28 protein-coding genes are annotated in these 25,578 nt (G+C 71.1%); 19 read left to right on the plus strand and 9 right to left on the minus strand.

Annotated features, from left to right (window positions below):
* The first annotated feature begins 2 nt into the window (after positions 1 to 2).
* Both miaA and dapF read left to right on the plus strand, forming a co-directional pair.
* Positions 3 to 944 carry a tRNA (adenosine(37)-N6)-dimethylallyltransferase MiaA gene (gene miaA / locus IE231_RS14355; protein ID WP_229867045.1) on the plus strand — a complete coding sequence of 314 codons (942 nt, stop codon included), beginning with the start codon at positions 3 to 5 and terminating at the stop codon, positions 942 to 944.
* Positions 941 to 1,882 (plus strand): diaminopimelate epimerase, encoded by a 942-nt coding sequence (dapF, locus tag IE231_RS14360; RefSeq protein WP_189694663.1) that lies wholly within the window; start codon positions 941 to 943, stop codon positions 1,880 to 1,882. Before miaA ends, dapF begins: the two co-directional genes overlap by 4 nt.
* A gap of 25 nt (positions 1,883 to 1,907) precedes the next feature.
* On the opposite strand, the gene IE231_RS14365 is transcribed toward dapF, so the two are convergent.
* From IE231_RS14365 to IE231_RS14375, 3 genes are all read right to left on the minus strand, one after another.
* Positions 1,908 to 2,651 carry a dihydrofolate reductase family protein gene (locus IE231_RS14365; protein ID WP_189694664.1) on the minus strand — a complete coding sequence of 248 codons (744 nt, stop codon included), beginning with the start codon at positions 2,649 to 2,651 and terminating at the stop codon, positions 1,908 to 1,910.
* A 68-nt stretch (positions 2,652 to 2,719) separates the two neighbouring features.
* Positions 2,720 to 3,283: a DUF488 domain-containing protein gene (locus IE231_RS14370; RefSeq protein ID WP_189694665.1), complete on the minus strand. Its 564-nt coding sequence runs from the start codon at positions 3,281 to 3,283 to the stop codon at positions 2,720 to 2,722.
* Between the two features lie 139 nt (positions 3,284 to 3,422).
* Positions 3,423 to 4,034, minus strand: coding sequence for a class I SAM-dependent methyltransferase (locus tag IE231_RS14375; protein ID WP_189694666.1), 612 nt, complete (start codon positions 4,032 to 4,034; stop codon positions 3,423 to 3,425).
* Positions 4,035 to 4,359: 325 nt separating this feature from the next.
* Here IE231_RS14375 and hflX point away from each other — a divergent pair, with 325 nt between their 5' ends.
* Positions 4,360 to 5,952: a GTPase HflX gene (gene hflX / locus IE231_RS14380; RefSeq protein ID WP_189694667.1), complete on the plus strand. Its 1,593-nt coding sequence runs from the start codon at positions 4,360 to 4,362 to the stop codon at positions 5,950 to 5,952.
* A complete protein-coding gene (locus IE231_RS14385; RefSeq protein WP_189694668.1) occupies positions 5,945 to 8,032 on the plus strand; it encodes an ATP-dependent DNA helicase in 2,088 nt (695 codons plus the stop codon). Before hflX ends, IE231_RS14385 begins: the two co-directional genes overlap by 8 nt.
* 10 nt (positions 8,033 to 8,042) lie before the next feature.
* On the opposite strand, the gene lexA is transcribed toward IE231_RS14385, so the two are convergent.
* Entirely contained in the window at positions 8,043 to 8,750 is a 708-nt protein-coding gene (lexA, locus tag IE231_RS14390; protein WP_189694669.1) for a transcriptional repressor LexA, read from the minus strand.
* 293 nt (positions 8,751 to 9,043) lie between these two features.
* Here lexA and IE231_RS14395 point away from each other — a divergent pair, with 293 nt between their 5' ends.
* From IE231_RS14395 to IE231_RS14430, 8 genes are all read left to right on the plus strand, one after another.
* Complete coding sequence (locus IE231_RS14395; protein ID WP_189694670.1) at positions 9,044 to 9,448, plus strand: LysM peptidoglycan-binding domain-containing protein; 405 nt, start codon at positions 9,044 to 9,046, stop codon at positions 9,446 to 9,448.
* Between the two features lie 140 nt (positions 9,449 to 9,588).
* The gene (locus IE231_RS14400; protein ID WP_189694671.1) at positions 9,589 to 10,710 is read left to right on the plus strand and encodes a histidinol-phosphate transaminase; all 1,122 of its coding nucleotides are present in this window, start codon (positions 9,589 to 9,591) and stop codon (positions 10,708 to 10,710) included.
* Between the two features lie 48 nt (positions 10,711 to 10,758).
* Positions 10,759 to 11,391 carry an imidazoleglycerol-phosphate dehydratase HisB gene (gene hisB, locus IE231_RS14405; protein WP_189694672.1) on the plus strand — a complete coding sequence of 211 codons (633 nt, stop codon included), beginning with the start codon at positions 10,759 to 10,761 and terminating at the stop codon, positions 11,389 to 11,391.
* A gap of 50 nt (positions 11,392 to 11,441) precedes the next feature.
* Positions 11,442 to 12,173: an imidazole glycerol phosphate synthase subunit HisH gene (gene hisH, locus IE231_RS14410; protein WP_189694716.1), complete on the plus strand. Its 732-nt coding sequence runs from the start codon at positions 11,442 to 11,444 to the stop codon at positions 12,171 to 12,173.
* 3 nt (positions 12,174 to 12,176) lie between these two features.
* A complete protein-coding gene (locus IE231_RS14415) occupies positions 12,177 to 12,335 on the plus strand; it encodes a CG2302 family histidine operon protein (protein ID WP_189694673.1) in 159 nt (52 codons plus the stop codon).
* A 63-nt stretch (positions 12,336 to 12,398) separates the two neighbouring features.
* Positions 12,399 to 13,139, plus strand: a complete 741-nt coding sequence (gene priA, locus IE231_RS14420) for a bifunctional 1-(5-phosphoribosyl)-5-((5-phosphoribosylamino)methylideneamino)imidazole-4-carboxamide isomerase/phosphoribosylanthranilate isomerase PriA (protein ID WP_189694674.1) — start codon at positions 12,399 to 12,401, stop codon at positions 13,137 to 13,139.
* Complete coding sequence (locus IE231_RS14425; protein WP_189694675.1) at positions 13,140 to 14,063, plus strand: SseB family protein; 924 nt, start codon at positions 13,140 to 13,142, stop codon at positions 14,061 to 14,063.
* Between the two features lie 47 nt (positions 14,064 to 14,110).
* Complete coding sequence (locus tag IE231_RS14430; RefSeq protein WP_189694676.1) at positions 14,111 to 15,424, plus strand: MFS transporter; 1,314 nt, start codon at positions 14,111 to 14,113, stop codon at positions 15,422 to 15,424.
* 129 nt (positions 15,425 to 15,553) lie between these two features.
* Here IE231_RS14430 and IE231_RS14435 read toward each other — a convergent pair whose 3' ends face one another.
* On the minus strand, positions 15,554 to 15,982 hold the full coding sequence (locus IE231_RS14435) for a DUF1844 domain-containing protein (RefSeq protein WP_189694677.1): 429 nt from the start codon (positions 15,980 to 15,982) through the stop codon (positions 15,554 to 15,556).
* Positions 15,983 to 16,325: 343 nt separating this feature from the next.
* Here IE231_RS14435 and infC point away from each other — a divergent pair, with 343 nt between their 5' ends.
* From infC to IE231_RS14460, 5 genes are all read left to right on the plus strand, one after another.
* On the plus strand, positions 16,326 to 17,447 hold the full coding sequence (gene infC / locus IE231_RS14440; protein ID WP_229867047.1) for a translation initiation factor IF-3: 1,122 nt from the start codon (positions 16,326 to 16,328) through the stop codon (positions 17,445 to 17,447).
* Between the two features lie 168 nt (positions 17,448 to 17,615).
* Positions 17,616 to 17,810, plus strand: a complete 195-nt coding sequence (gene rpmI / locus IE231_RS14445; RefSeq protein WP_189694679.1) for a 50S ribosomal protein L35 — start codon at positions 17,616 to 17,618, stop codon at positions 17,808 to 17,810.
* Between the two features lie 94 nt (positions 17,811 to 17,904).
* Positions 17,905 to 18,288 (plus strand): 50S ribosomal protein L20, encoded by a 384-nt coding sequence (rplT, locus tag IE231_RS14450; RefSeq protein WP_189694680.1) that lies wholly within the window; start codon positions 17,905 to 17,907, stop codon positions 18,286 to 18,288.
* A gap of 108 nt (positions 18,289 to 18,396) precedes the next feature.
* On the plus strand, positions 18,397 to 19,299 hold the full coding sequence (locus IE231_RS14455) for a TrmH family RNA methyltransferase (protein WP_189694717.1): 903 nt from the start codon (positions 18,397 to 18,399) through the stop codon (positions 19,297 to 19,299).
* 61 nt (positions 19,300 to 19,360) lie between these two features.
* Positions 19,361 to 20,299: a cation diffusion facilitator family transporter gene (locus IE231_RS14460; RefSeq protein WP_189694681.1), complete on the plus strand. Its 939-nt coding sequence runs from the start codon at positions 19,361 to 19,363 to the stop codon at positions 20,297 to 20,299.
* 48 nt (positions 20,300 to 20,347) lie between these two features.
* On the opposite strand, the gene IE231_RS14465 is transcribed toward IE231_RS14460, so the two are convergent.
* Entirely contained in the window at positions 20,348 to 21,490 is a 1,143-nt protein-coding gene (locus IE231_RS14465) for an MFS transporter (protein WP_189694718.1), read from the minus strand.
* A 269-nt stretch (positions 21,491 to 21,759) separates the two neighbouring features.
* Here IE231_RS14465 and IE231_RS14470 point away from each other — a divergent pair, with 269 nt between their 5' ends.
* A complete protein-coding gene (locus IE231_RS14470; protein ID WP_189694719.1) occupies positions 21,760 to 22,194 on the plus strand; it encodes a (deoxy)nucleoside triphosphate pyrophosphohydrolase in 435 nt (144 codons plus the stop codon).
* Positions 22,195 to 22,255: 61 nt separating this feature from the next.
* Here the strand turns inward: IE231_RS14470 and IE231_RS14475 are convergent, their stop codons facing one another.
* From IE231_RS14475 to IE231_RS14485, 3 genes are read right to left on the minus strand one after another with little or no spacing between them, the layout of a single operon-like run.
* On the minus strand, positions 22,256 to 23,329 hold the full coding sequence (locus tag IE231_RS14475) for an Rv2578c family radical SAM protein (RefSeq protein WP_189694682.1): 1,074 nt from the start codon (positions 23,327 to 23,329) through the stop codon (positions 22,256 to 22,258).
* A 32-nt stretch (positions 23,330 to 23,361) separates the two neighbouring features.
* Positions 23,362 to 24,009: an SIMPL domain-containing protein gene (locus IE231_RS14480; RefSeq protein WP_189694683.1), complete on the minus strand. Its 648-nt coding sequence runs from the start codon at positions 24,007 to 24,009 to the stop codon at positions 23,362 to 23,364.
* The gene (locus tag IE231_RS14485; protein WP_189694684.1) at positions 24,006 to 24,437 is read right to left on the minus strand and encodes a hypothetical protein; all 432 of its coding nucleotides are present in this window, start codon (positions 24,435 to 24,437) and stop codon (positions 24,006 to 24,008) included. The genes IE231_RS14480 and IE231_RS14485 overlap by 4 nt, the downstream gene beginning before the upstream one ends.
* Before the next feature lie 64 nt (positions 24,438 to 24,501).
* Here IE231_RS14485 and pheS point away from each other — a divergent pair, with 64 nt between their 5' ends.
* Positions 24,502 to 25,575: a phenylalanine--tRNA ligase subunit alpha gene (gene pheS / locus IE231_RS14490; RefSeq protein ID WP_374189463.1), complete on the plus strand. Its 1,074-nt coding sequence runs from the start codon at positions 24,502 to 24,504 to the stop codon at positions 25,573 to 25,575.
* Positions 25,576 to 25,578 lie beyond the last annotated feature (3 nt).

Raw genomic sequence — 25,578 nt, forward strand, 5'->3', positions numbered from 1 at the left:
CAGTGCCGGGAGCAGAGGACGCAGCCGGCGCGCCGCCCGTCATCGCGGTCGTCGGGCCCACTGGGTCCGGGAAGTCAGACCTCGCGGTCGAGCTCGCGCTCATCCTCGGCGGCGAGGTCGTCAACGCGGATGCGCTGCAGTTCTACCGCGGAATGGACATCGGCACCGCGAAGATCACCGTGGCCGGGCGCCGGGGCGTCCCGCACCACCTCCTCGACGTCCTCGACGTCACCGAGGAGGCATCCGTGTCTGCATTCCAGGCGTGGGCGCGCGGGGCCATCGCCGACATCCACGCCCGTGGACGCCGCGCAATCCTCGTGGGCGGCTCTGGCCTCTACGTCCGCGCGGCCCTCGACGTCCTCGAGTTCCCCGGAACCGACCCTGCCGTCCGCGCCCGGCTCGAGGCGGAGGCGGAGAAGGTCGGGATCGAGGTGCTGCGGGAGCGGCTGCGCTCCGTGGATCCGGATTCTGCCGGCCGGCTCGGCGACGCCCGTCGGATCATCCGCGCCCTCGAGGTCCACGAGATCACCGGCCGGCCATTCAGCTCCTTCATGCCGGAGCGGCAGTACGCCGCGCCCGCGGTGCAGATCGGCCTCGACCTGGACCGCGCCGTGCTCCACGAGCGGATCGCGGCCCGCGTGCACCGGATGGTCGACGCCGGTCTGGCCGCCGAAGTCGCGCGTCTGGCCGCCGCGGGGCTCCGTGACGGCAGGACCGCCTCCCGGGCGCTGGGCTACGGGCAGTTCCTCCGGGTCCTCGACGGCGAATCCACGGCCGAGCAGGCGGTCGAGGAGACCATCGTCGCAACCCGGCAGTTCGCACGCCGCCAGCTCACGTGGTTCCGCGCAGATCCCCGTGTGCGCTGGCTCGACGCAGTGGCGCCGGACCTCGTAGAGCGGGCGCTCGCCGTCGTGCGCGAGGCCGACGGTAGGCTTGGCGCATGACCCTCTCCGCGCCGTCCGCCCCCGACGTCCTCCACGGCCTGACCGGCCTGCCGTTCGCGAAGGGCCACGGCACCGGGAACGACTTCGTGCTCGTTGCCGACCCGGCCGGGGAGAGGCATCTGGCTGAGGCGGAGGCCGCCGCGCTGTGCGACCGGCACCAGGGCATCGGCGCCGACGGACTCATCCGCGCCATCCGCTCGAGCGAACTCGCCGAGGGCGCCGCTGTCCTCGCCGAGGAGCCGGCCGCCGAGTGGTTCATGGACTACCGCAATGCTGACGGCTCGCTCTCGGAGATGTGCGGCAACGGCGTCCGCGTCTTCGTGGCCTTCCTGATCGACCAGGGCCTGGTCGAGCTGGCGCCGGGCGAGGTTCTGCCCATCGGCACGCGAGCCGGGGTGAAGCGGGTCGAACGCCGTGCGGACGGCTTCGCCGTCGACATGGGTCCGTGGGAGTTCATCGACCCACGGCGCGCGGCCGCGGACGCGAGCGATGCGACGGTGACGGCCGGGGGCCTCGACGTGGCACGTCCCGGCCTGAGCGTGAGCATGGGCAACCCGCACACGGTGGTGGCGCTCGCCGAGCCGGGTGAGCTCGCGGCCCTCAATCTGCACGCCGCCCCTCTTGTCGAGCCGGTTCCGCCGCATGGCACCAACGTCGAGTTCGTGGTCCCGTCGGAGCCGCTCGTGGCGGACGGGATCGGGAGGATCACGATGCGCGTGCACGAGCGCGGAGTCGGCGAGACGCAGTCCTGCGGCACGGGCGCGTGTGCAGCCGCGACGGCGATCCGCTACTGGGCCGGCGACGCCGCCCCCGATCGGTGGGACGTTGCCGTGCCCGGAGGGCGGGTGGGCGTGGCGTTCGTGCCGGGCACCGACGGCCGCGAGCACGTCGAACTGTCCGGCCCCGCCGTCATCGTGGCGCACGGCACCCTCGGGTAGCGGCCCACCCGCCCACGCAGCGCGTCTAGTCGGAACGCCGGTAGCGCAGCAGCAGTTCGTCGCCGGCGCGCAGCACTCCTGCGAGCGCCATCAGGGTAGGAGCACCGTCTGGCCCGTGGGCAATGCGTCCCGCACTGCCGCCCTCGAGGGTCGGTGCGAGCGTGAGCAGGAGCTCGTCGACCGCGCCTGCCGCGAGGAACGCGCCGAAGAGGCTCGGGCCGCCCTCGGCGTGGATGTGCACCAGCCCGCGGTCCGCAAGGTCGGCTCGCACAAGGAGCGGGTCGAGTTCCGAACGGCCTGCCTCCACGACGTCCGCCACCGCACCGACGGCCGCCCGCGGGCCAGCGGGCGCTCCGCCGACGGTGTAGACGATCGGCCGCACGGGGGCATCGGCGAAGATCGGCGAGCCGGAGTCGAGGTGCAGGGACGCGCTGACGAGGACGACCACGGGATGGCGCGTCATGCCACGGGCAGTGCGCCAGGCCTGGGCCTCACCGGAGAGCACCATCGCCCCGTAGCCCTCCGCGCGGGCGGTCCCGGCCCCCACCAGCACGGCGTCGGCATGCCGGCGTGCGAGCTCGAAGACCCGGCGGTCGGCGTCGTCCCCCAGTCCGGCTGACTGTCCCCCGCGCGTCGCCGCGCCGTCGAGCGACGAGACGAAGTTCATCCGCAGCCAAGAACCGGGCGGCGGCGCATACAGGCCCAGCAGCGCCTCGTCGTCGAGGTCGGAAGCGGCGATTGGCCAGAGGCTGTCGATGCGGGCGCTCATGCGCTGTGGGCGGGGTGGGCGTCGAGGCGTGCGTGCATTGGCATGATGGTGCTCCTCTTCCGTCGTGTTCAGGTCTCAGCCGTGGGCGGATAGGTGATGGTTCGGCCGTGGACCACCGCGAAGGGCGTCAGCTCTGCTGGTGTTGCCCCGGCCGGTGAGACCAGATGGATGACCTCGACTCCGTCAACCAGGAGCGCATCGGAGATGAGCCGACGATGGCAGCGCCATGGCACTGCCTCGCTGCACATGATCGCTGGGACGGCGTTCGCGGCGAGGTCCTCGAGCTCGTCCAGGCCCTCCATGAACGCCGTCGTGCCCATATAGTCCGCGTAGTCCCGGAAGCCTTTGACACGCCATCCTGCGTTGGGGGTCGGGACGCCGGCCGGGGTGTGCCGGCGCCCTCCGAGGGCCGGGATCCAGTGGTAGCGCAGGTCGGCCGGAAGCACTTCGGCGAGCGCTGCCTGATTCCACTGCGGGTGCTTGCGGGACGCCGGGAACGAACGGACGTCGACCAGCACGCCCACGCCGTGCTTCCGCAGCATCTCCACCACCTCGTCGACTTGCCGGGTGGAATGGCCGATCGTGTAGACCCGGGGCGCGGGCCGGCCCGAGCCGTCGCTAGAGGTCGGCATGGGCAGCGTGCGCCATGGCTGCACCCCTCACTGTAACGTCCCGGCCTTCATTTTTAGACTGGCCCCGAGGAGGCTGCCTGTCAACACTCCGCGCAGTGCCGAGCGGCGGTCGGGGCGCCTCAGCTCCTGCCGGGGCGCCTCAGCTCCTGCGCGTGACCACGAGCAGGCGGAAGCCCTTCGACGTCGCCGCCCGTGCGACGTCATACGCGCCGCCCAGCTCCTCGGCGAGCCACCGGGCGAGCGAGTCCGCGCCGAGGTTCTTCTGCACCACAAGCCATGCCTCCCCGCCCACCGCGAGGCGTGGGAGCCAGAGGCGCAGGAGTGCGTGGAGCTCCGCCTTGCCGATGCGGATCGGGGGGTTGGACCAGATGGTCGCGAACCGCAGGCCCGGATCCACGTCCTCGGGCAGCTGGGCGGACACGTTCTCCAGGCCGAGCAGCGTCGCGTTCTCGAGAGTGAGTGAGAGGCTGCGCCGGTTGACATCCACAGCATGGACGGTCGCCGCGGGCGAGCGCAGGGCCATCGTGAGCGCGATGGGTCCCCACCCGCAGCCGATGTCCAGCAGGTGCCCTTCCGGCGCGGGATCCGGGGCCTGCGCCAGCAGTACGGCCGTGCCCTTGTCGATCCCGTCGGGGCTGAAGATGCCCGCCGACGTACGCAGCGTCACCTCGCGCCCCTCGAGCACGACGGCGAGCGGCCGCCGCACGTCGGGGACGCCCGGCTCGGCGTTGAAGTAGTGGGCCTGGTCCATAGCAGTCCAGACTAACGGCCGCGGGCAGGGGAGTGATCCGGTAGAATGATACGCATGCTGTTCTCCTGATGCCCTCAGTCTTTACTGATGCCCTCAGTCTTTACTGGGCCCTGCGCTTCCGTGTGCTTGACCATCGATCATCCCAGGAACCTGGCCCTTCGACCGTGTCCCGCCGACGACCCTTCCGGCCGGACCCTGAACAGGCACTCACAGGAGCACCGTGCATCCCCAGCATCCGCGCGCGGCTTTTCCACAAGTCCCCGCATCCAAACCCACCGGCGCGCAGCGCCCGCATTATTCTGGAACTCCATCCGTGAAGGAGAGCATGACCGAGAACCAGCAGGACCCCAAGGACCTCAGCCCCGCGGACATCCAGGCCGTCATCGACCGGATCCTCGCGAAGGAGGAGGCCGCGGCCGCCAAGGGCGCGCGGAAGAGCGGCGGCGGGGCGGGGAGCGACGACGGCGAGCGGACGCCCCGTGGCGCCCTCGGCGATGGCCGGGCGCTCGCGATCTCTGACGTGGCAACCGAGCACGGCGACTACGACGGTGACCAGCAGGACCTCGCCGAGCGCCGCGCCCTCCGCCGCGTGGCCGGTCTGTCCACAGAGCTCGAGGACATCACCGAGGTGGAGTACCGCCAGCTGCGACTCGAGCGCGTTGTCCTCGCCGGGATCTGGTCCGAGGGCACGCTCGAGGACGCAGAGAACTCCCTGCGCGAGCTTGCCGCGCTGGCCGAGACGGCCGGCTCGGAGGTCCTCGACGGTGTCGTGCAGCGGCGTCAGAAGCCCGATGCCGGGACCTTCCTGGGTTCAGGCAAGGCGCTCGAGCTCAGGGACATCGTCGCGGCGACAGGCGCCGACACGGTGATCGTGGACTCGGAGCTCTCCCCGTCCCAGCGCCGAGGCCTCGAGGACATCGTCAAGGTCAAGGTCATCGACCGCACGGCGCTCATCCTCGACATCTTCGCCCAGCATGCCAAGAGCCGCGAGGGCAAGGCCCAGGTCGAGCTCGCCCAGCTCGAGTACCTCCTCCCGCGCCTTCGCGGCTGGGGCGAATCGATGTCCCGTCAGGCTGGCGGACGCGTCGGCGCGGCCGGCGGCGGCATCGGCTCCCGCGGCCCCGGTGAGACCAAGATCGAACTCGACCGGCGGCGCATCCGCACACGCATGGCCAAGCTGCGCCGCGAGATCGCGGGAATGAAGCCGGCCCGAGAGACGAAGCGCGCCAACCGCAAGCGCAACGAGATCCCCTCGGTGGCCATCGCCGGCTACACCAATGCCGGCAAGTCCTCGCTCCTGAACAGGCTCACGGACGCGGGGGTGCTCGTGGAGAACGCCCTCTTCGCGACCCTCGACCCTACCGTGCGCCGAGCCGAGACGCCGGACGGGCTCCCGTACACGATCGCGGACACGGTCGGGTTCGTGCGCTCGCTGCCCACGCAGCTCGTGGAGGCGTTCCGCTCCACGCTCGAAGAGGTCGCGGACGCGGACCTCATCCTGCACGTCGTGGACGCCTCGCACCCCGACCCCGAGGGCCAGATCGCCGCTGTGCGGCAGGTGCTCAGCGATGTGGACGCGCGCAAGGTCCCCGAGATCGTGGTGCTGAACAAGGCAGACGCTGCGGATCCGTTCGTCCTCGAGCGCCTCCGACAGCGCGAGCCGCGCCACGTGGTCGTGTCCGCCCGGACCGGGATGGGCATCGACGAGCTCAAGAACGCCATCAGCGACGCGATCCCGCGCCCGGACGTGGCGCTCACGCTGCTCGTCCCGTACAGCCGCGGCGACCTGCTGAACCGGCTGCATACCTCGAGCGCGGAGATCCGATCGCTCGAGCACGTGGCGGAGGGGACGCGCGTCGAGGCGGTCGTGCGTGAGGAGCTCGCGGCCGAGCTCGCACCGTTCGTGGTCCATGACTGATCCTGCAGGTCCCGGCACGACGGTTCAGGCTGAGGACGACGGCGGGGGCCCGCCCGCCGACGTCGCCTCGCCGTCCGAGCGTGAGGCTCTCGGGCTCCTGGACGCCGCTGTTGCCGCGATGGGGGGCCAGCAGCGCGACGGCCAGCACGAAATGGCCCGCCAGGTGGCGCGGGCCATCGAGGAGGGACAGCACCTCCTTGTCCAGGCGGGCACCGGGACCGGCAAGTCCCTCGCCTACCTCGTGCCGCTCATCGCCCACGCGCAGTCGAGCGAGCGCCCCGCCGTTGTTGCCACTGCAACGCTCGCGCTCCAGTCCCAGATCGTGGGCCGGGACATCCCGCGGCTCCTCGAGGCAATCACGCCCCGTCTGGACCGACCGGTGGATGTGGCCCTGGTCAAGGGGCGCTCGAACTACCTGTGCCGGCACAAGCTCGAGGGCGGGTTTCCGACCGACGAGCCCGCCGAGGGGCAGCTGTTCGCGCTGGGCGAGGACGGCGCCGTCGGGCACCCGGGGGCCGGCCCCACGAGCCAGCTCGGTCGGGAAGTGGCGCGCCTGCGCGAGTGGGCCTCGGAGACCGAGACGGGGGACCGCGACGACCTCGTGCCAGGGGTCAGCGACAGGGCGTGGCGCCAGGTGTCCGTGACGGCACTCGAGTGCCTCAGCGCTCAGAAGTGCCCTTTCGCCGCGGAGTGCTTCAGCGAGCTTGCCCGGGCCCGGGGCGCCGAGGCGGACATCGTGGTGACGAACCACGCGATGCTCGCGATCAACGCCTTCGAGGGGCTCAACGTGCTCCCGGAGTACGACGTCGTGGTGGTGGATGAGGCTCATGAGCTCGCCGACCGCGTGACCGGCGCGGTGAGCGCGCAGCTCTCCGCGCAGATGATCCAGGCGGCGGCGTCGAGTGCCCGCCGCCACTGCGGCATCACGGTCGACACGCTCCAGGCGGCGGCCACGGCCCTCGAGCTTTCGCTCATGTCGGCTCCGACCGGACTGCTTGCCCGCGGCCTCGACGAGGAGCAGGCACAGGATGTCGCTCTCGTGCGCGACGCCTGCCGCGTGGCGTTGTCCGATTCCAAGCCCTCCGAGGGGCAGCAGGCCGACGGCGGCAGGCAGGTGGCACGGTCGCGGCTCCTGGCCGTTCTCGAGGTATGCGAGCGCATCCTCGACGCCGAGGCCAACCGCGAGGTGCTGTGGGTCACCCGCACCGGCGCCCCTGACCCGGTGACGGGGTACTCGGCCCCCGATGACTCCGCCCCGCCCATGCTGCACATTGCCCCGCTCGGGGTGGGGGGCCGGCTGAGGGAAGGCCTGTTCGACGGGCACACTGTGGTGCTCACGAGCGCGACGCTCGCCATTGGATCTGCCTTTGAGCCGACGGCGGGCGGCCTCGGGCTTCTGGGAGCAGGGGCACCCTCGTGGACTGGCGTGGACGTCGGTTCGCCCTTCGACTACCCGAAGCAGGGGATGCTCTATGTGGCCCGGCACCTGCCCAAGCCGGGGCGCGGTGTCTCGGCCGCGGCCCTCGATGAGCTCGAGGACCTCCTGACCGCCTCGCGTGGCGGCGCCCTGTGCCTGTTCTCGTCGCGTCGCGCCGCGGAGGACGCCGCCCATGAGCTGCGCGGACGGGTCGCGGTGCCGATCCTGTGCCAGGGCGAGTCCTCGATGAGCGCGCTCGTGAAGCAGTTCGCCGCGGAGCCGGACACGTGCCTCTTCGGCACGATGTCACTGTGGCAGGGGGTGGACGTCCCCGGGCAGTCGTGCCGACTGGTGGTGATCGACCGGATCCCCTTTCCCCGCCCCGACGACCCTCTCATGACGGCGCGGTCACGGGCCGTCGCCCAGGCGGGGGGGAACGGCTTCATGAGCGTTTCCGCGACGCATGCAGCGGTGCGCCTCGCCCAGGGGGCCGGACGCCTCATCCGCTCGACGGCGGACCGTGGCGTGGTCGCGGTGCTCGACTCGCGCCTGGCGACCGAGCGCTACGGTGCCTTCCTGCGCAGCGCGCTGCCGCCGCTGTGGGGAACGACCGACCGTCGAACCGTCCTCGACGCCCTGGCCAGGCTCGCCGAGGCCGCCTGAAGCCGGCGGATCAGACGGAGCGCAGTACCGAGACCACCTTGCCCATGACGGTTGCCTCGTCGCCGAGGATGGGCTCGTACCGGGTGTTCTGCGGAAGGAGCCACGTGTGGCCGTCCCGCTGCCGGAAGGTCTTGACGGTGGCCTCGTCCTCGAGCAGCGCGGCGACGATGTCCCCGTTCTCCGCGCTGTTCTGCCTCCGGACCACGACCCAGTCGCCATCGCAGATCGCGGCGTCGATCATGGAGTCGCCCCGGACCTTGAGCATGAACAGCTCGCCGTAGCCCACGAGCTGGCGGGGCAGGGGCATCACGTCCTCCACGGACTGCTCCGCCAGGATGGGGCCACCCGCAGCGATGCGTCCGACAAGCGGGACCATGGCAGTGTCCGCGGCGCTTGCCATGCTCTCGAGGGTGGCTCCCCCCGCTCCGAGCATGGCAGCTGCGCCGTCGGCGCTGATGCTGAGCTCGCCCTCGTCGAGCGTGAGGGGCATGAGCACCTCCATGGCGCGGGGGCGCTTGGGGTCGCGCCGCAGGTAGCCGAGCTTCTCGAGCTGGCTCAGCTGATGGGTCACGCTCGAGAGGCTCGCGAGGCCGACCGTGTCTCCGATCTCGCGCATCGACGGCGGGTAGCCCTTCACCCGGACCGAGCGCTGGATCGTCTCGAGGATCCTCTTCTGGCGAGCGGTGAGCCCTTTCGCCGCCTTGGTCCTTGGTGCCATTGCGCCCGCCCCTTCGTCCTGCCGCGAAAAATGTCAGACCCCCTGCTCACCGTGTGGTCATGGCGTTGGCATGGCGGTTGCGAGGAGATATTGCTCCCACGGTAAGCGACTTCGCACACGCTTTCAAACATCTGTTCGAGCGAGTCTGGACAAGCTTCGCGAACAGGTGCTAAGAAAGATCACATCAATTCGAAGATCCGTTCGAAATTCTGCCCGACGCGGGGCTGGCGGTTCGTACCTCGTTCGAAGCGCTGGGAAGGCCGGGGGAGCGGCAGGGCAGGGGAAGGCACACCATGGCACAGGCAAGCGTCGTCGGCCAGCACTCGCGCCGGCATCCCGCTCCGCACCGTTCTGATGCTGCCACGGCCGCATCGAGCCGCAAGGCGCCGCCGCTGCGGCTCACCCGCCGCGGCCGCGTGGTCCTCATCGTGATTCCTGCGTTCCTCGCCGCGCTTGCACTGCTCGTGGCCTGGGCCGCTCTCATGGCGCCGGCTCATGCCTCGGCAGAGCACCTTGAAGGGCCGGGAGGCGCGGTGGCGGTCACCGTCCAGCCGGGCGAGTCACTGTGGACCATCGCCCAGGAGCGGGTGCCTGACCAGGACCCCCGGGTGACGATCAGCCAGATCCGCGAGCTGAACGACCTGACGGGATCGCGGGTGCTCCCGGGCGACCAGATCTTCGTGCCGACGGCGAGCTGAGACGCTGCTCGCAACCAACGGCTGTGAACCAGCCCTCGGGGCCGGGACGCATGCCGAGCATCTCGCGGAGGAACTGTCACGAAGGACGCAGGGACAGGCCCGATGCGGGCCGCTGCTGCCGCTGGACGTAGGCTGGACGGGTGGATGACCAGCTTGCCCGACTCAACCGGCTCCCGCTCCGCGACGATCTGCGCGGCCAGCATCCCTACGGAGCCCCGCAGCTCGACGTCCCCATTCAGCTCAACGTGAATGAGAACACGCATGGGGTCCCGGAGGAGGTCCAAGAGGCCATCGTCGATGCCGTGCGCTCAGTGGCGTCGGGGCTGAACCGGTATCCGGACCGGGAGTTCACCCAGCTGCGCACCGCGCTCGCGGAGTACCTCGGCCACGGGCTCGTCCCCGAGCAGCTGTGGGCAGCCAACGGATCGAATGAGGTGCTCCAGCAGATCCTCCAAGCGTTCGGCGGCCCGGGGAGGTCGGCGCTCGGCTTCCCGCCCACGTACTCGATGTACCCGCTGCTCGCCGCAGGCACGGGGACCGCCTACCTCAAGGGCGTCCGCGCCGACGACTTCGAGCTGACGGCGGGCTCCGCCGCCCGCCAGGTGCGGGACCTGGCGCCGAACGTCGTCTTCCTCTGCTCCCCGAACAACCCGACCGGCACAGCTCTGGGGCTCGACGTGGTGGAGGCCGTGTATGAGGCCGGCGAGGCGAGCCAGGCCGTCGTGATCGTGGACGAGGCCTATGCCGAATTCGCCCACGCGGACACGGAGAGCGCGCTCGCGCTCCTGCCGGGCCGCACGCGCCTCGTCGTCACCAGGACCATGAGCAAGGCCTTCGCCCTCGCCGGAGCCCGTCTCGGCTACCTTGCGGCGGCACCGGAGGTCGTGGATGCCCTCCGTCTGGTCCGCCTTCCGTATCACCTCTCAGCCATCACCCAGGCGACGGCCCTCGCGGCCCTGCGGCATCGTGAGTCCCTCATGGCGGAGGTCGAGGAGATCAAACACCAGCGCGACCGCATCGTCAAGGAACTAGAGCGCATGGGACTCGAGCCCGCCTCGTCGGATTCCAACTTCGTGTTCTTCTCCGGTCTCGAGGATCCGCAGCGGATCTGGAAGGGCCTGCTGGACGCCGGAGTGATCGTCCGGGATGTGGGAATCCCCGGAAGCCTCCGGGTCACCGCGGGGACGGCATACGAGACCACGGCGTTCCTCACGCGCCTCGAGGAGCTGCTCGCCGCAGAAGGACGCCTGCCGGTTGCCTAGAATGGGTATGCACCCACTTGCCGACTCCTGATCGAAGGATATCCAGCCATGAGCACCGAGCTGCAGACCGCGCCCGTGACCGAGCGGACTGCGCGGATGGAGCGCACGACGAGCGAGTCCTCCGTGCTCGTCGAGATCAACCTCGACGGCACAGGCCGTTCGGACATCTCCAGCAGCGTCCCGTTCTATGACCACATGCTCACGGCGCTCTCCAAGCACTCGCTCATCGACCTCACGGTCAAGGCGACAGGGGACACGCACATCGACGTCCACCACACCGTCGAGGACATCGCCATCACGTTCGGCGAGGTCCTGAAGCAGGCTCTCGGCACCAAGGCCGGCATCCGGCGGTTCGGCGAGGCCTCGGTTCCGCTGGACGAGGCGCTCGCGCACGCCGTCGTGGATGTCTCGGGCCGCCCCTACCTCGTGCACTCCGGAGAGCCGGCAGGGCAGGAGTACCACCTCATCGGCGGCCACTTCACAGGGTCCCTCACGCGCCACGTCTTCGAGGCGATCACCCTCCACGCCGGGATCTGCCTGCACATGACGGTGCTCGCCGGCCGCGACCCGCACCACATCGTGGAGGCACAGTTCAAGGCGTTCGCGCGCGCCCTGCGCGCCGCGGTCGAGCCGGACCCGCGGATCGGCTCGGCGATCCCGTCCACGAAGGGCGCGCTGTGACGGCCGCCCCCGACGCGCTCCCCGAGGCTCCCGAAGGCACCGAGGGGGCAGTGGTCGTAGACCCGCGGCACGTCGATCCCCGCCACACCGGCGAGAAGGAGGCCGACCCGCAGGGGCGCCCAACCGTCGTCGTACTCGACTACGGCTCCGGCAACGTCCGCTCCGCGGTGCGCGCGCTCGAGCGGGCCGGTGCCGCCGTCACGCTCAGCGCCAAGGCCGAGGACGCACTCCACGCGGACGGCCTCGTCGTCCCTGGAGTGGGCGCCTTCGCGACCGTCATGGACGAACTCAGGGCCGTCGACGCGCTGAGGATCATCGGACGCAGGGTGGCCGGCGGGCGCCCCGTGCTGGCCATCTGCGTCGGGCTGCAGGTCATGTTCGAGAAGGGCATCGAGCACGGAGTCGAGGCCGAGGGCCTTGGAGAGTGGCCCGGCACGGTCGAGCTGCTGCCGGCCAAGGTCGTTCCGCACATGGGCTGGAACACGGTTTCCGTTCCCGAGGGGTCCAAACTGTTCGCCGGGATCGAGGACGAGCGGTTCTACTTCGTGCACTCCTACGGGGTGCAGTCGTGGAATTTCGAGGTGGCGCAGCCGCGCATGGAGCCCCCGCTCGTGACATGGAGCGAGCACGGCGCGCCATTCGTCGCCGCCGTCGAGAACGGGCCCCTGTGCGCGACCCAGTTCCACCCGGAGAAGTCCGGCGACGCGGGGGCCCGGCTCCTGCGCAACTGGGTGGAGTCGCTGCGGAAGCCGGGGCGCGAGACCGCCGCCGAGGACTCCTGACGCATGTGGTCGGTCCTGCTGTTCGGCCTCGCCGGACTCCTGGTCGGAGGCGCCCTGTCCTTCCGGAGCCAGGGACTGCCCAACTGGACGTGGGTCTCGTTCGGGGCGCTCGCCGCCGCCGCCCTCGTGGCGGCCTACCTGCTGACGCTCCCGGCGAGCTGAGCCGCCGCCGCACCGCACCCGAACGCGTGGGACAGCCTCACGCGCCAAACCGAGGGAGAGACCGTGACCCAAGAGGAGCCGATCCTCGAACTGCTGCCCGCCGTCGACATCGTGGACGGCCAGGCGGTACGACTCGTCCAAGGCGAGGCCGGGAGCGAGACCGGCTATGGCTCGCCGCTCGACGCCGCGCATGCGTGGCAGGACGCCGGGGCCGAATGGGTCCACCTCGTGGACCTCGACGCCGCCTTCGGCCGGGGCGACAACCGGGCCCTCATCGCCGAGGTCGTCAAGAGCCTTGCCCTCAAGGTCGAGCTCTCCGGCGGCCTGCGGGACGATGCCTCCCTCGAAGCAGCCCTCGACCTCGGCGTCGCGCGCGTGAACCTCGGCACCGCGGCCATCGAGGACCCGGAATGGACCGCCCGGGCGATCGCCCGCCACGGTGACCGGATCGCCGTCGGCCTGGACGTCCGCGGCACCACTCTTGCCGGGCGCGGCTGGACCAAGGAGGGCGGCGACCTCTGGGAGGTCCTGGCCCGGCTGGAAGACGCGGGATGCGCCCGCTACGTCGTGACGGACGTGACGAAGGACGGCACGCTGCGCGGACCGAACGTCGAGCTCCTCACCCAGATGTGCCAGCGGACGGACCGGCCCGTCGTCGCGTCCGGAGGCATCTCGAGCCTCGACGACCTCCGTGCCCTCCGCGCGCTCGTGCCGCTCGGCGTCGAAGGTGCGATCGTGGGCAAGGCGCTCTACTCCGGCAAGTTCACGCTTCCGGAGGCGCTCGACATTGCTGGACGGCGCTGAGTGGCTCACGGTCACCACGGGTCGGCCGCAGCTGGGCACGGTCACGGCGCGGAAGGTGAGCCCCACGCAGGTCAGCGCCACCTTCCCGGGCACATTGCCGCAGCGCTGAAGCGTGCCGGCGGCCCGGCCGACTCGGCGGGGCGCGAATGGGCCGGCCGCGACCTTAGCGGCGAGGGGAACCCCCTCCACCGGTTCGACGCGGACGACGGCGCCTCGGACCCCGGGGTGGCCGAGGCCCTCGCCGCACTCCTGGAGGGGAGAGGGGACGAGGCCGGCGTGCACCGTGCCCTCGCCACAGCGCGGGTGTTCGTCGCGGTCGTGGCGAGCCTCGCCGAGGGCGGCTTGGGCGAGCACGGGTTCGCCGAGGACAAGGAGGCGGACATGGCCCTCGTGACCATCGCCGCCCCGGACGGGCGCAAGGCCCTCCCTGTCTTCACCTCCGTTGCGCGGCTCGAGGCCTGGCACCGAGAGGCCCGGCCCGTCGCGGTGTTCGCGCCCCGCGCGGCGCTCTCTGCCGTCGCCGAGGGTGCCGAGCTCCTCGTCCTCGACCCCGGCGCCGAGCTGACCTTCGTGCTCCGGCGTCCCGCCGTGTGGGCGCTCGCCCAGCAGCGCGAGTGGACGCCGTCCTACACCGACGCATCGCTCGTGGCCGACGTGGAGGCAGCCGCCGCGGGCCTTCCGCACGTGCGCGGGATCGAGATCTCCCCGGGCACCGGCGTCGCCTCCCGCGACGCATCCGGACGGGTCGTGGGGGGCGGCGGCCACGGCCCGGAGCTGCGCCTCACCCTCGCGCTCGCGCCCGGGTTGCCTCCCGAGGCGGTGCGTGAGACCGTGTCAGAGCTGAACGGCAGGCTCGCCGGCAGCGCACGGTTCGCGGAGGCCGTGGACTCGATCGAGCTCAAGGTCCGTCCCGCCGCCAGCTGACCTCCGCCCGCCACCCCGGGCGGTGCACGTGAAGAGGACCACCACCCATGGACTTCGCCCAGTACGGGCTGCTGTGGCGCCGGAAGGAGATCCGCCGCCTCCTGATTGTCGCCATGGTGGCACGGCTCCCGCACTCCGCCGCCGGTGTCCTGCTGACCCTGCACGTCGTCCAGACACTGGGTCTGGGCTACGCCGCCGCGGGCGCCGTCGCCGCCGTCCTGACCATAGGCATCGCCCTCGGGGCTCCGTGGCGCGGCCGCCGCGTGGACACGGTCGGACTGAGGGCCGCCCTCATCCCGTCCGTCCTCGCTGAGGCGGTCGTATGGGGCGTCGCCCCGCACTTGAGCTACCCGCTCCTGCTGGTCGCGGCCCTCGTGGGCGGACTCTTCGCCCTCCCCGTCTTCTCCGTCGTCCGCCAGTCCCTCGGCGCCATGACCGCGGCGGCACAGCGGCGCACCGCCTTCGCGCTCGACTCGATCGGTACGGAAGTGACCTTCATGGTGGGGCCGGCCATCGCGGCCGTCGTCGGGGTCACCTTCTCAACCGTGTGGGGCATCACCGCAGTCGGTGCCTCGGCGGCGCTCGCGGGCCTCGCCCTCATGTGGTTCAACCCGCCCACCCGGTCAGGCCAGCCGGGCGCGATGCCCGCAGACGCCGTCGCCCCGGCAGGGGAGTGGTCGGACCTCCCGTCGGGACCGGAGTCGGCTGAGTCGCCGGCTCCGGCGGAGGTGGCTGCCGGCCAGGCCGACGGCGCGTCCGGGCTGCGGCGCCTCTTCGGGCGGATGCGGGGCGGGGCCCGGTGGGTGACCGTGGCGGTCATCGTGGTCCTGGCCGCTGGCGCCGGTGCTGGAATGGTGCTCTCCGGCACAGATGTGGGGATCGTCGCGGTGCTGCGGGCGCACGGCGAGGGCGTGCAGCTCGGCGTCGTGTTCTTCTTCTGGTGCTTCGCCTCGCTCATCGGCGGCCTCGTGTACGGGGCGATGCGCCGGCCCGTCTCGCCGCTCGTCCTGCTGGGCGGCATGGGCGCGCTGACCATCCCGATGGGATTCGCCCACGACACAACCAGCCTGAGCCTGCTCTCCATCCTTCCGGGCCTCCTGTGCGCTCCGACGCTCTCGGCTGCCTCGGAGAAGGTGGCGGAGCTCGTCCGGGAGGATCGGCGAGGAGAGGCCATGGGCTGGTACGGATCGGCGCTCACGGCGGGAACTGCACTCGGCGCGCCGCTGACGGGCACGATGATCGACGCAATCGGGCCCTGGGCAGGCTTCGTGGGCATCGGGGCGGCTGGCGCCCTGCTGTCCGCCGCCGGGGTCGCCGCTCAGAGCGCACGACGGCGGCGCTCACCGCGACCTGTCGGCTGACAGCGCACTGGGGTGGCGGGAATCGGCTCACGGCGTGGACTGACGGGGTGAGGCTGACGTGTTCCCCGCCAAGCGGAAGGCTCCGCGCCGGTCAAAGGCGGGGCCAGCTGGCGAGCGGCGGAGCCGGCGCTAGTTGACCGGTCCGGTGTACTTCTCCCCCGGACCCTTGCCGGGCTCGTCCTGGATGGCTGAGGCCTCGCGGAACGCGAGCTGGAGCGAGCGGAGCCCGTCGCGCAACGGCCCTGCATGCTGGGAGCCGATCTCGGGGGCCGCGGCGGTGACCAGGCCGGCCAGCGCTGTGATGAGCTTGCGGGCCTCATCGAGGTCCTTGAGATCCTGGGCGTCAGGGCCGTCTGCGAGCCCGCACTTGACTGCCGCCGCGCTCATGAGGTGCACCGCGGTGGTCGTGATGACCTCGACGGCGGCGACCTCGGCGATGTCACGCACCTCGGCGCTCACATCGGGAGAGGCTTCGGCGGCGTGCCCTCCGTCGTCACCGAAGCTGTGCCGGTGGGTCTGGTCGCTGGGGGCAGGGGAGTTCGGGCTGGTGCTGCTCATGCTGCTAAGCTTGGCACAGACCGACTGGATGTCGTGACCAGTGTGATCAGCCAGACGGGACCCATCAGCAGCATCCCGCGGAGCTCGCGGCCGTGCCTGTTGTGGGTTTCGTGCGTTCACCCTGTACAATCGATTGATAGTTTGCAAGCGGAGATCTCTCCCACCTGTCGGCGTCCGAGCCTCTGGCCGGAAAGCTGCCGGGTACTCAGGTTGGCCGGTGCGGCGCATGCCGCTCCGAGCACGCGCACCCCGCGGGGAATGCGCGCCATCCGAGGCCTCCGATTGCACCGGCAATCGGGGGCCTTCCTTGTTGCCGGGGACGTCCGTCACCAAGTACAGGAGCTTGAACATTAGCGATCCACGCATCAATGAGCGAATCCGCGTTCCCGAGGTTCGCCTCGTAGGCCCTGCGGGCGAGCAGGTGGGCATCGTGCGCATCGAGGATGCGCTTCGACTGGCTGCGGAGGCAGACCTCGACCTCGTCGAGGTGGCACCCCAGGCCAAGCCGCCGGTATGCAAGCTGATGGACTTCGGCAAGTACAAGTACGAGGCCGCGGTCAAGGCGCGCGAAGCCCGGAAGAACCAGACCAACACGGTTCTCAAGGAAATCCGCTTCCGCCTCAAGATCGACAAGCACGACTACGAGACGAAGAAGGGCCACGCGCTCCGCTTCCTCGGAGCCGGTGACAAGGTCAAGGCCATGATCCAGTTCCGTGGCCGCGAGCAGCAGCGCCCCGAGATGGGCATCCGCCTGCTGCAGCGGTTCGCCGAGGACGTGGCGGAGGTCGGTTCGATCGAGTCGACCCCCCGCATCGACGGACGCAACATGGTCATGGTCATCGGCCCGCTGAAGAACAAGGCCGAGGCCAAGGCGGAGGCCCGCCGCGCCGCACAGCGTGCCGCGGACAAGGCCAAGGCCGAGGCCGCCAAGACCGCATCGGTGACGGCGGAGCAGTCGCCCCTGACACAGTCGCTGGGCGATGCGCTCCCCGCTGAGTTCCTCGAGGCCGCCAAGGCCCGCGAGGAGGCGCAGCACGAGGCCAGCCCGGAGACGGAACAGGCCGCGGACATCTCGGAGGCGACTGCGCCGGAGGAGATTCAGTCCGAGGAGCTTCAGCCGGAGGCTCCGCAGGCTGAGGAGCCCCAGGCCGAGGAGCCGCAGAAGGAGGAGCCGGAGCCCGAGCAGCCCGTGGCGGCTGAGAAGCCCGCGCCCGCAGCGCGGGTGGCCGCCTCCAAGCCGGCAGCCGCCCCCAGGCCGTCCCCCGCGCCGGCCGCTCCGGCGGCCAGGCCCGTTGCTCCCAAACCAGCAGCCGCCTCGGCTGCCCGCCCCTCCGCGCCGAAGCCGTCGGCGACGCCGAAGCCCGCGGCTCCCAAGCCGGGGGCCCCGCGCCCGTCCGCGGGTGCACCGAAGCCCTCCGCCCCGAAGCCCACGGCACCCCGGCCGTCCGGCCGGCGGGGCAACTAGCCAGATCTGGCCCGGGCGACGTCCCCCGATGAGGGGGCCGCAGCCCGCCGGGTCCACCGCCGCCGGCCTCGCACCGGAAGGCGGCAGCAACCAGTCGGCCTGCGTGAGCAGGCCGCCAGAGAAATCCGCGGCCACCGTGCCGCGGGAAGCAGAAGGAGATCGGTTCCCATGCCGAAGATGAAGACGCACAGCGGCGCCAAGAAGCGCTTCAAGCTGACCGGGTCCGGCAAGCTCAAGCGCCAGCAGGCCAACCGCCGGCACTACCTCGAGCACAAGCCGACCACGCTGACGCGCCGCCTCGCCGCGGACAAGATCGTCACGGGCGGCAACGCCAAGGTCATCAAGCGGATGCTCGGCATCTGATTTTCTTCCACCACCGGCCCCGCAGGGGCCACTAGCCATCCCGGCCGGGCGAACGCGCCCGGGTGACTGGGAGAGATTCAGAAGGAGTACGCACGTGGCACGTGTGAAGCGGGCAGTCAACGCCCTCAAGAAGCGCCGTACCGTCCTCGATCGGGCGTCCGGCTACCGCGGTCAGCGCTCGCGCCTGTACCGCAAGGCCAAGGAGCAGCTGCTGCACTCGTTCGTGTACAGCTACCAGGACCGCCACAAGCGCAAGGGTGACTTCCGCCGCCTGTGGATCCAGCGCATCAACGCCGCCTCCCGCGCGAACGGCCTGACCTACAACCGCCTCATCCAGGGCCTGAAGGCCGCCGAGGTCGAGGTTGACCGCCGCATGCTCGCAGAGCTGGCCGTCTCCGACGCGGCCGCGTTCTCGGCTCTCGTCGAGGTCGCGAAGAAGGCCCTCCCGGCCGACGTTAACGCACCGGTCGCGAAGTAGCCCCAGCAGTTCTCGACGGCGCCCGTGCAGCACACCGCTGCACGGGCGCCGTCGTGTCTTCCGGCCTCGGCTCATGGCTAGAGTTGGTGCGTGACCTCGAACGAGACCATGACCAACCCGCGCGCCGACCGGGTCCGCGACGTGGCCAAGCTGGCCGCGCGCTCGGCGAGGAACCGGCGCCGGCAGTTCCTCGCCGAGGGTCCCCAAGCGGTCCGGGAGGCGCTGCGGCTCGACGCCGAGCGGCGCGCCGAGGGGAGCTCCGCCGTCGTCCTCGAGGTCTACGCCTCGCCGGAGTGCCTCCGGCGGTATCCCGAGATCGCCGCCCTGGCTGAGCAGACCGGCCGTCTCCGGCTCGCCGACGACCAGGTCCTCGCCGCGATGGCGGACACCGTCAGCCCCCAGGGAGTCCTCGCGGTCTGCACGATGCTCGACGTCCCGCTCGAGTCCGTCCTCGCCGCAGGCACTCGGCTCGTGGCGGTCATGTGCCGCGTGCAGGACCCGGGCAACGCCGGCACCATCCTCCGTGCTGCCGATTCCGCCGGTGCGGATGCGGTGGTCCTCACGGCGGGCAGCGTGGACATCTACAACCCGAAGGCGGTCCGCAGCACGGCAGGTTCGCTGTTCCACGTGCCCGTGGTCCTCGGCGCGGACCCGGCACAGCTTGCAGCAGACCTGCGCGGCGCGGGGGTTGCGGTGCTCGCCGCGGACGGCGGCGGGCGCCTCGACCTCGACGAGCTCCAGGACGAGTCGGCGGCGCGGCGGATGCTGGGGGAGTCCTCCGCGGAGCACGACGGCGGCTCGGTCGCCTGCCGCCTCGAGGACCCCACGGCGTGGCTGTTCGGCAATGAGGCGCAGGGCCTGGGCGAAGAGGAGAAGGCCCTCGCCGACGAGACGGTCGCCGTGCCGCTCTACGGGCAGGCGGAGAGCCTGAACGTCGGAACCGCGGCGACGGTCTGCCTGTATGCGAGCGCCAGGAGCCAGCGCCGCGGGGCCGGGTCCACGACCGGGTAGGTTGGTTCCGGCGGTTCCGCATGCACCCGCGGGCCCGGACATGAGGGGAAGAGGGAAGAGCATGGCTTCTGGCGGTGGGACCAAGGCCGTCGTCGCGGCACTGTCGGCAAACCTGTCGATCGCGGTGATGAAGTTCCTCGCGTTCGCGCTGACGGCCTCATCGTCGATGCTGGCAGAGGCGATCCACTCTGTCGCCGACTCGGGCAACCAGGTGCTCCTGCTCGTCGGCGGGAAGCGGTCCAGGAAGCGCGCGGACCGCGAGCACCCGTTCGGCTATGGCCGTGAACGCTACATGTATGCGTTCATCGTCTCGATCGTGCTGTTCACGGTGGGCGGCCTCTTCGCGCTGTTCGAGGCGTGGGAGAAGTTCCACGACCCCCACGGCATCGAAGGCCCTTGGTGGTGGGTGCCGCTCGCGATTCTCGTCGGCGCGGTCATCGCCGAGGGCCTCTCCTTCCGGACGGCCATCAGGGAGTCCAACCACCACCGGGGCGACGAGTCGTGGGTGTCGTTCATCCGCAATGCCAAGCAGCCAGAGCTGCCCGTCATCCTGCTCGAGGACTTCGGCGCCCTGATCGGCCTCGTGTTCGCCCTCTTCGGCGTCTCGCTCACCCTCGTGACGGGCAACGGGCTCTGGGACGCCGCGGGCACGGCGATGATCGGCCTGCTGCTCGTGGCGATTGCGGCAGTCCTCGCAGTCGAGACCAGTTCCCTCCTGCTGGGTGAGTCCGCGACCAGAGCGGACGTGGCGAAGATCGAGGCGGCCATCGAGAGTGACGGCACCCGCGTGATCCACCTGCGCACGATGCACCTCGGTCCCGAGGAACTGCTCGTCGGCGCCAAGATCAGCGTGGCCCGCGGTGCGAGCGGAAGCCAGATCGCGCAGTCCATCGACGATGCCGAGGTGCGCATCCGGTCCGCCGTCCCCACCGCCCGCATGATCTACCTGGAGCCGGACATCCACCGTGAGGAGGCGCAGGACGCACCCGGCCCTCAGTAGGCCGGCGACCGCCTCCGGAGGGCTCGACCGAGAGCCCAGGGGTCCCGGCTAGGCCAGCGGCCGCCGCCTCTCGAGCGCGCCACTGGCGAGCGCGATCCCGAGGCCGAGCACGGCGAGCGCCGCGCCGACGTAGGCGGGGGCAACGAATCCCCATCCCGCTGCGATGACGGCGCCTCCGAGGAACGCGCCCAGCGCGTTCGCCACATTGAGCGCCGAGTGGCTCAGCGAGGTGGCGAGGGTGGCGGCGCCGGGGGCGGAGTCGAGCAGGCGCGCCTGCAGGGCGGGGATCAGGACTGAGCCCGAGCCGCCGACCACGAAGACCATGAGCAGGGCCAGCGGCCAGACAGGCGCCGCGAGCCCGTACAGGACCATCACGAGCGCGACGACCGCCAGCGCCCGGTAGATCGTGCCCATGACCGAACGGTCCGCGAGTCGGCCGCCCACCATGTTGCCGGCCACCATGCCGAGGCCGTAGAGCCCCACCACGAGGGGCATGAGGTCTTCGGGGAGGCCGGCCACCCCCGTCATGGTGTGGGCGATGTAGGTGTAGGTGGCGAAGAAGCCGCCGAACCCCACAATGCCCACCGCGAGGGCGAGCCAGAGCTGCACGCGCCTGAGGGCCGAGAGCTCGCGCCGGATGCTCGCCTCGGGATGCGGGGGCTCGAACGGGACGAAGCGGGCGATCATCCCGACGCACGCCAGGGCGATCGCGGCGGTCGCCACGAACAGGAGCCGCCAGCCGAGGGCCTGGCCCACCCATGTGGCGGCGGGGACGCCCAGGACGTTGGCGATCGTGAGTCCGGACATCACCGTGGCGATCGCCCATCCGCGCCGAGTGGGCGCAACGAGTGAGGAGGCGACGACGGCCGCCGTGCCGAAGTAGGCGCCGTGGGGCAGCCCTGCGGCGAACCGGGAGACGAGCATCGCCCCGTAGTCGGCCGCGACGAAGGAGGACAGGTTCGCGAGCGCGTAGAACGCCATGAGCCCGAGCAGGAGTGCCTTGCGCGGCAGCCGGGCGCCGAACGCTGCGAGCAGCGGGGCACCGACGACGACGCCCAGCGCGTAGGCAGAGATGAGCTGGCCCGCTTCAGGCGTGCTGATCGACAGCCCGCGCTCGATCTCCTTCAGGAGGCCCATCGTCGCGAACTCGACGGTGCCGATGGCGAAGCCGCCGAGGCCGAGCGCGAGCATCGCCCAGAAGAGCGGCCTGGGCGCGAGGAGCGTCGACCGCCGGGGTACGCCCGGTCTGGTGGTCGGAAGATCCGGCAGGCGGGAGGCCTCTGCGCCGGGCGTGGGAAGGGCTGGCTCGGATGCAGGCACGGGTTCCTCGGATGGTGGCGGATGGGGTCGCGGGGAGGAACGGCGGTGGCCCTCGTCAGTGCCCAACTCTAAGGGCCTGCGGATCATTCCTCCCGCCGACGCCTACACTGTGACGCGTGCAGACGCAGGTTCAGGACGGCATGGGCGACGCCATGGTCCAGGTTGTGGGCGGTGCCCTCGTCGACTCGCTCGAGCGGCCCACCCGGCTCCTCGTGGCCCGGAGGACGGCGCCGCCGTCCCTGGCCGGAATGTGGGAGTTCCCCGGCGGCAAGGTGGAGTCTGGCGAATCGGCTGAGCAGGCGCTGCACCGGGAGCTTCTCGAGGAGCTCGGCGTCAGCGTGGTCCTCGGCGCCGAGGTCCGCGGCCCGATTGCCCAAGGATGGGCTCTGAACGACCGAGCCGCCATGCGCGTGTGGTTCGCCGAAGTGGCGCGCGGGCGGCCTGCCCCGCTCGAGGACCACGACGAGCTCCGCTGGGTCAGCCTGGACGGCGACGACGTCGAGCGGCTTCCGTGGATTCCCGCCGACTTCCCGATTGTTGCCGCGCTGCGCGGGCACCTCGCACGCACTGCATAGGGTGAACACGCTTCGCACCGGCCTCACATGAGCCGGCACAGCGGCCTCGGATGAGCGGGCGTCAGAACAGGGCGCTCTGCTGCGCCTCGCTGGCTGGCCCGGAAGCGTCAGGCCCCGCGGTCTGGACGTGCATGTCTCGGTGCCCGAACGCCTCGTCCCTCTCGAACCCCCTCCCGAATCCGTGGCGTGCCTTGGCCCGGGCCACCCGGCGGCCGAGCCACGCGCGGTACTCCTTGGGCGCGTAGGCACTCTTCGCGTACAGCCGCTGGTACGGCCCCACCAGGCGGGGGTGCTCGTGAGCGAGCCAGGACATGAACCATTCACGGGTGCCGGGGCGCAGGTGCAGGGCGCCGGCCGTCACCCCCGTCGCTCCTGCCGCGGCAAGCTCGGCCATGAGCGCGTCGAGGGCCTCTTCCGAGTCGGTGAGCCACGGAAGGATCGGCATGGCCATGACGCCGCACGGGAGGCCGGCGTCCCGGAGCCTCGAGACGAGGCGGAGGCGCGCTGCCGGGGAGGGCGTGCCCGGCTCGAGGGTGGCCTGGAGCGCGGGATCGAGGACCGCGAGCGAGATCCCGGCCCCGATCGGAACCTGGGTGCCGGCAGCCTTGAGCAGAGGCAGGTCCCTCGCGAGGAGGGTGCCCTTGGTGAGGATAGAGAACGGCGTCCCCGAGTCGGCCAGTGCGCGGATGATGTCCGGCATGAGGGCGTAGCGGCCCTCCGCGCGCTGGTACGGGTCCGTGTTCGTCCCCAGGGCCACGTGCTCGCGGCGCCAGGAGGCCTTCGAGACCTCTGCGCGCAGCACCTCGCCGACGTTCACCTTCACTACGAGCTGACGGTCGAAGTCGAGGCCGGCGTCGAGGTCGAGGTAGGTGTGGGTGTTCCTGGCGAAGCAGTACACGCACGCGTGGCTGCAGCCCCGGTAGGGATTGACCGTCCAGCGGAACGGCATGGAGGACGCCGGGGGGACCTTGTTGAGCGCCGATTTCGCGGCGACCTCGTGGAAGGTGATTCCCTGGAACTCCGGCGTCCTCACCGTGCGCAGCGCACCCGCAAGGGACAGGAGGGGCGGCTGCGCCGGGCGGCCGCTGTCGGTCTTGGGGAGCGGCTCGGCCACCGTCTGCGTGTTCCATCGCATGCACTCTATTCGAATCTATGTTCGAATCAGTGTCAAGCCTCCGCGCCGAGCTCCCAGGTCACCGTGACCGAAGCCGTGATCTCGGCCTCGCCCGCTTCGACGGGAGCGCTCACCCCAGCGGCAAAGGCCACTCGGTGCACGGGGACAGGGGTGCCGGGCGCCGGTGCAGGCCAGCCGGCTTCGACCTGCATGACGGCCCCGAGCGCCCGTCCGGCAAGCCCGGCAAGCCGCTGCGCGGCAGCGTGCGCATCCCTGAAGGCGGCTTCCTGGGCCGAAGACCGCGCGGCGGAGGCGTCCGAGACGCCGAGCGAGAGGCCATGGATGCGGACCGCGTCGGCGCCTGCAGCCACGATCGCATCCAGCAGCTCTCCCGTCCGGGAGATGTCCCTGGCGGTGATGGTCAGCCCGCGGCCGGCGGAGTATCCCACGAGGCGCTGGCCCTGCCCCTCCTCCCACGTCATCTCCGGGGTGACGGAGAGCGAGGAGGAGGCGATGTCTGAGCGGGCGATGCCGAGGCCCAGCGCAGCGGCGACCATCGCCTCGGAAGCCCGGGACGCGCCGTCGTACGCGTCCCTGAGGCGGGGGGCGCGGACCTCGGCTCCGGTCCGCAGCACAGCGATGTCCGGCACGATGGCAGCCGATCCCGTCCCGGTCACGGTGAGGGAGTGTGGATGGGTCATGGCGCTGTTCCTTCCCCTTGTCGATTCCGGAGGGATCGGTAGCCGCCGTCCTCGAGCCCCGCAAGGCGCTCGAAGGGGTTGAGGGAGGCAGGATCGCCGCGGGAGGCGAGCGACACGAGTGCGGCGGCGAAATAGAGGGGCAGGAACGGCAGGCCGAGGCACGCCGCGTACTGCGTCGCATGGCGCGCCTCGTGGGCCAGGAGCTCCGGCTGCGCCAGCAGCTGCGCCGCCGAGCCCCTCGTCAGGACGACGTTCCCCACGGTGAAGGCGCCCGCGGCGGGGAGGCGCGGCGTGTATCCCTCGGCCACGAAGAGGCCGCCGGGTCCGCGGCGCAGGCGCGTCCGGGCCGCCACCGCGAGCCCGAGGCCCAGCAGCGTCGACAGGTTCAGCGTATTGAGCACAGCCCGTGCCCGGCTGCCAGCACGCACAGGGGCATAGTAGCCCGTGAACTAGACTTGACGGGTGCCCGAGACAACGCCCCCATCAGCTGAGATCGAAGCAGCGACCCACACTCCCGTGACCCTCCCCAGCGTCCCAGACCCCCTCGACGAGGCAGCCGTCGCCGCAGCAGTCGAGGACGCGTTCTCCGCCATCGCCGCCGCGGCGGACCTTGACGCCCTCAAGGCAGCCCGCCTCGCGCACACGGGCGAGAAGTCGCCCCTCGCCCTGGCGAACCGCGCGATCGGATCGCTGCCCAAGGAGTCCAAGGCGGCGGCCGGGAAGATCGTGGGCGGGGCCCGCGGCCGGGTGAACAAGGCCATCGCCGAGCGCCAGGCCGTCCTCGAGGCTGAGAACGACGCCCGGATCCTCGTCGAGGAGACGGTCGACGTGACGGCGGCCCCCCGGCGCCGTCGTGCGGGGGCCCGGCACCCGCTGTCGACGCTGCAGGACCGCGTCAGCGAGATCTTCGTGGGAATGGGCTGGGAGATCGCGGAGGGCCCCGAGGTCGAGTCTGAGTGGTTCAACTTCGATGCGCTCAACTTCAAGCCTGACCACCCCGCGCGCGAGATGCAGGACACGTTCTTCGTCGACCCGCCCGAGGCGCACCTCCTCCTGCGCACCCACACGTCCCCCGTGCAGGTCCGCTCTATGCTCGAGCGCGAGGTGCCCATCTACGTCCTCTGCCCCGGCAAGGTCTTCCGCACGGACGAGCTCGACGCCACCCATACCCCCGTCTTCCACCAGTTCGAGGGCCTCGCCATCGACAAGGGCCTGTCCATGGCGGACCTGCGCGGCACACTCGAGCACTTCGCGCGCCAGATGTTCGGTGCCGAGGCCCAGATCCGCCTGCGCCCCAACTACTTCCCCTTCACCGAGCCGAGCGCGGAGCTGGACATCTGGCACCCGGGCGCGAAGGGCGGTCCCGCATGGATCGAGTGGGGCGGCTGCGGGATGGTCAATCCGAACGTGCTGCGCGCCGCGGGCATCGACCCGGAGCAGTACTCGGGCTTCGCCTTCGGCATGGGAATCGAGCGCACGCTCATGTTCCGCAATGAGGTCGCCGACATGCACGACATGATCGAGGGCGACGTCCGCTTCAGCCAGCACTTCGGGATGGAGATCTAACCC

Origin of the sequence: Sinomonas cellulolyticus, from assembly GCF_014656475.1 — a bacterium.
Taxonomy (GTDB): domain Bacteria; phylum Actinomycetota; class Actinomycetes; order Actinomycetales; family Micrococcaceae; genus Sinomonas; species Sinomonas cellulolyticus.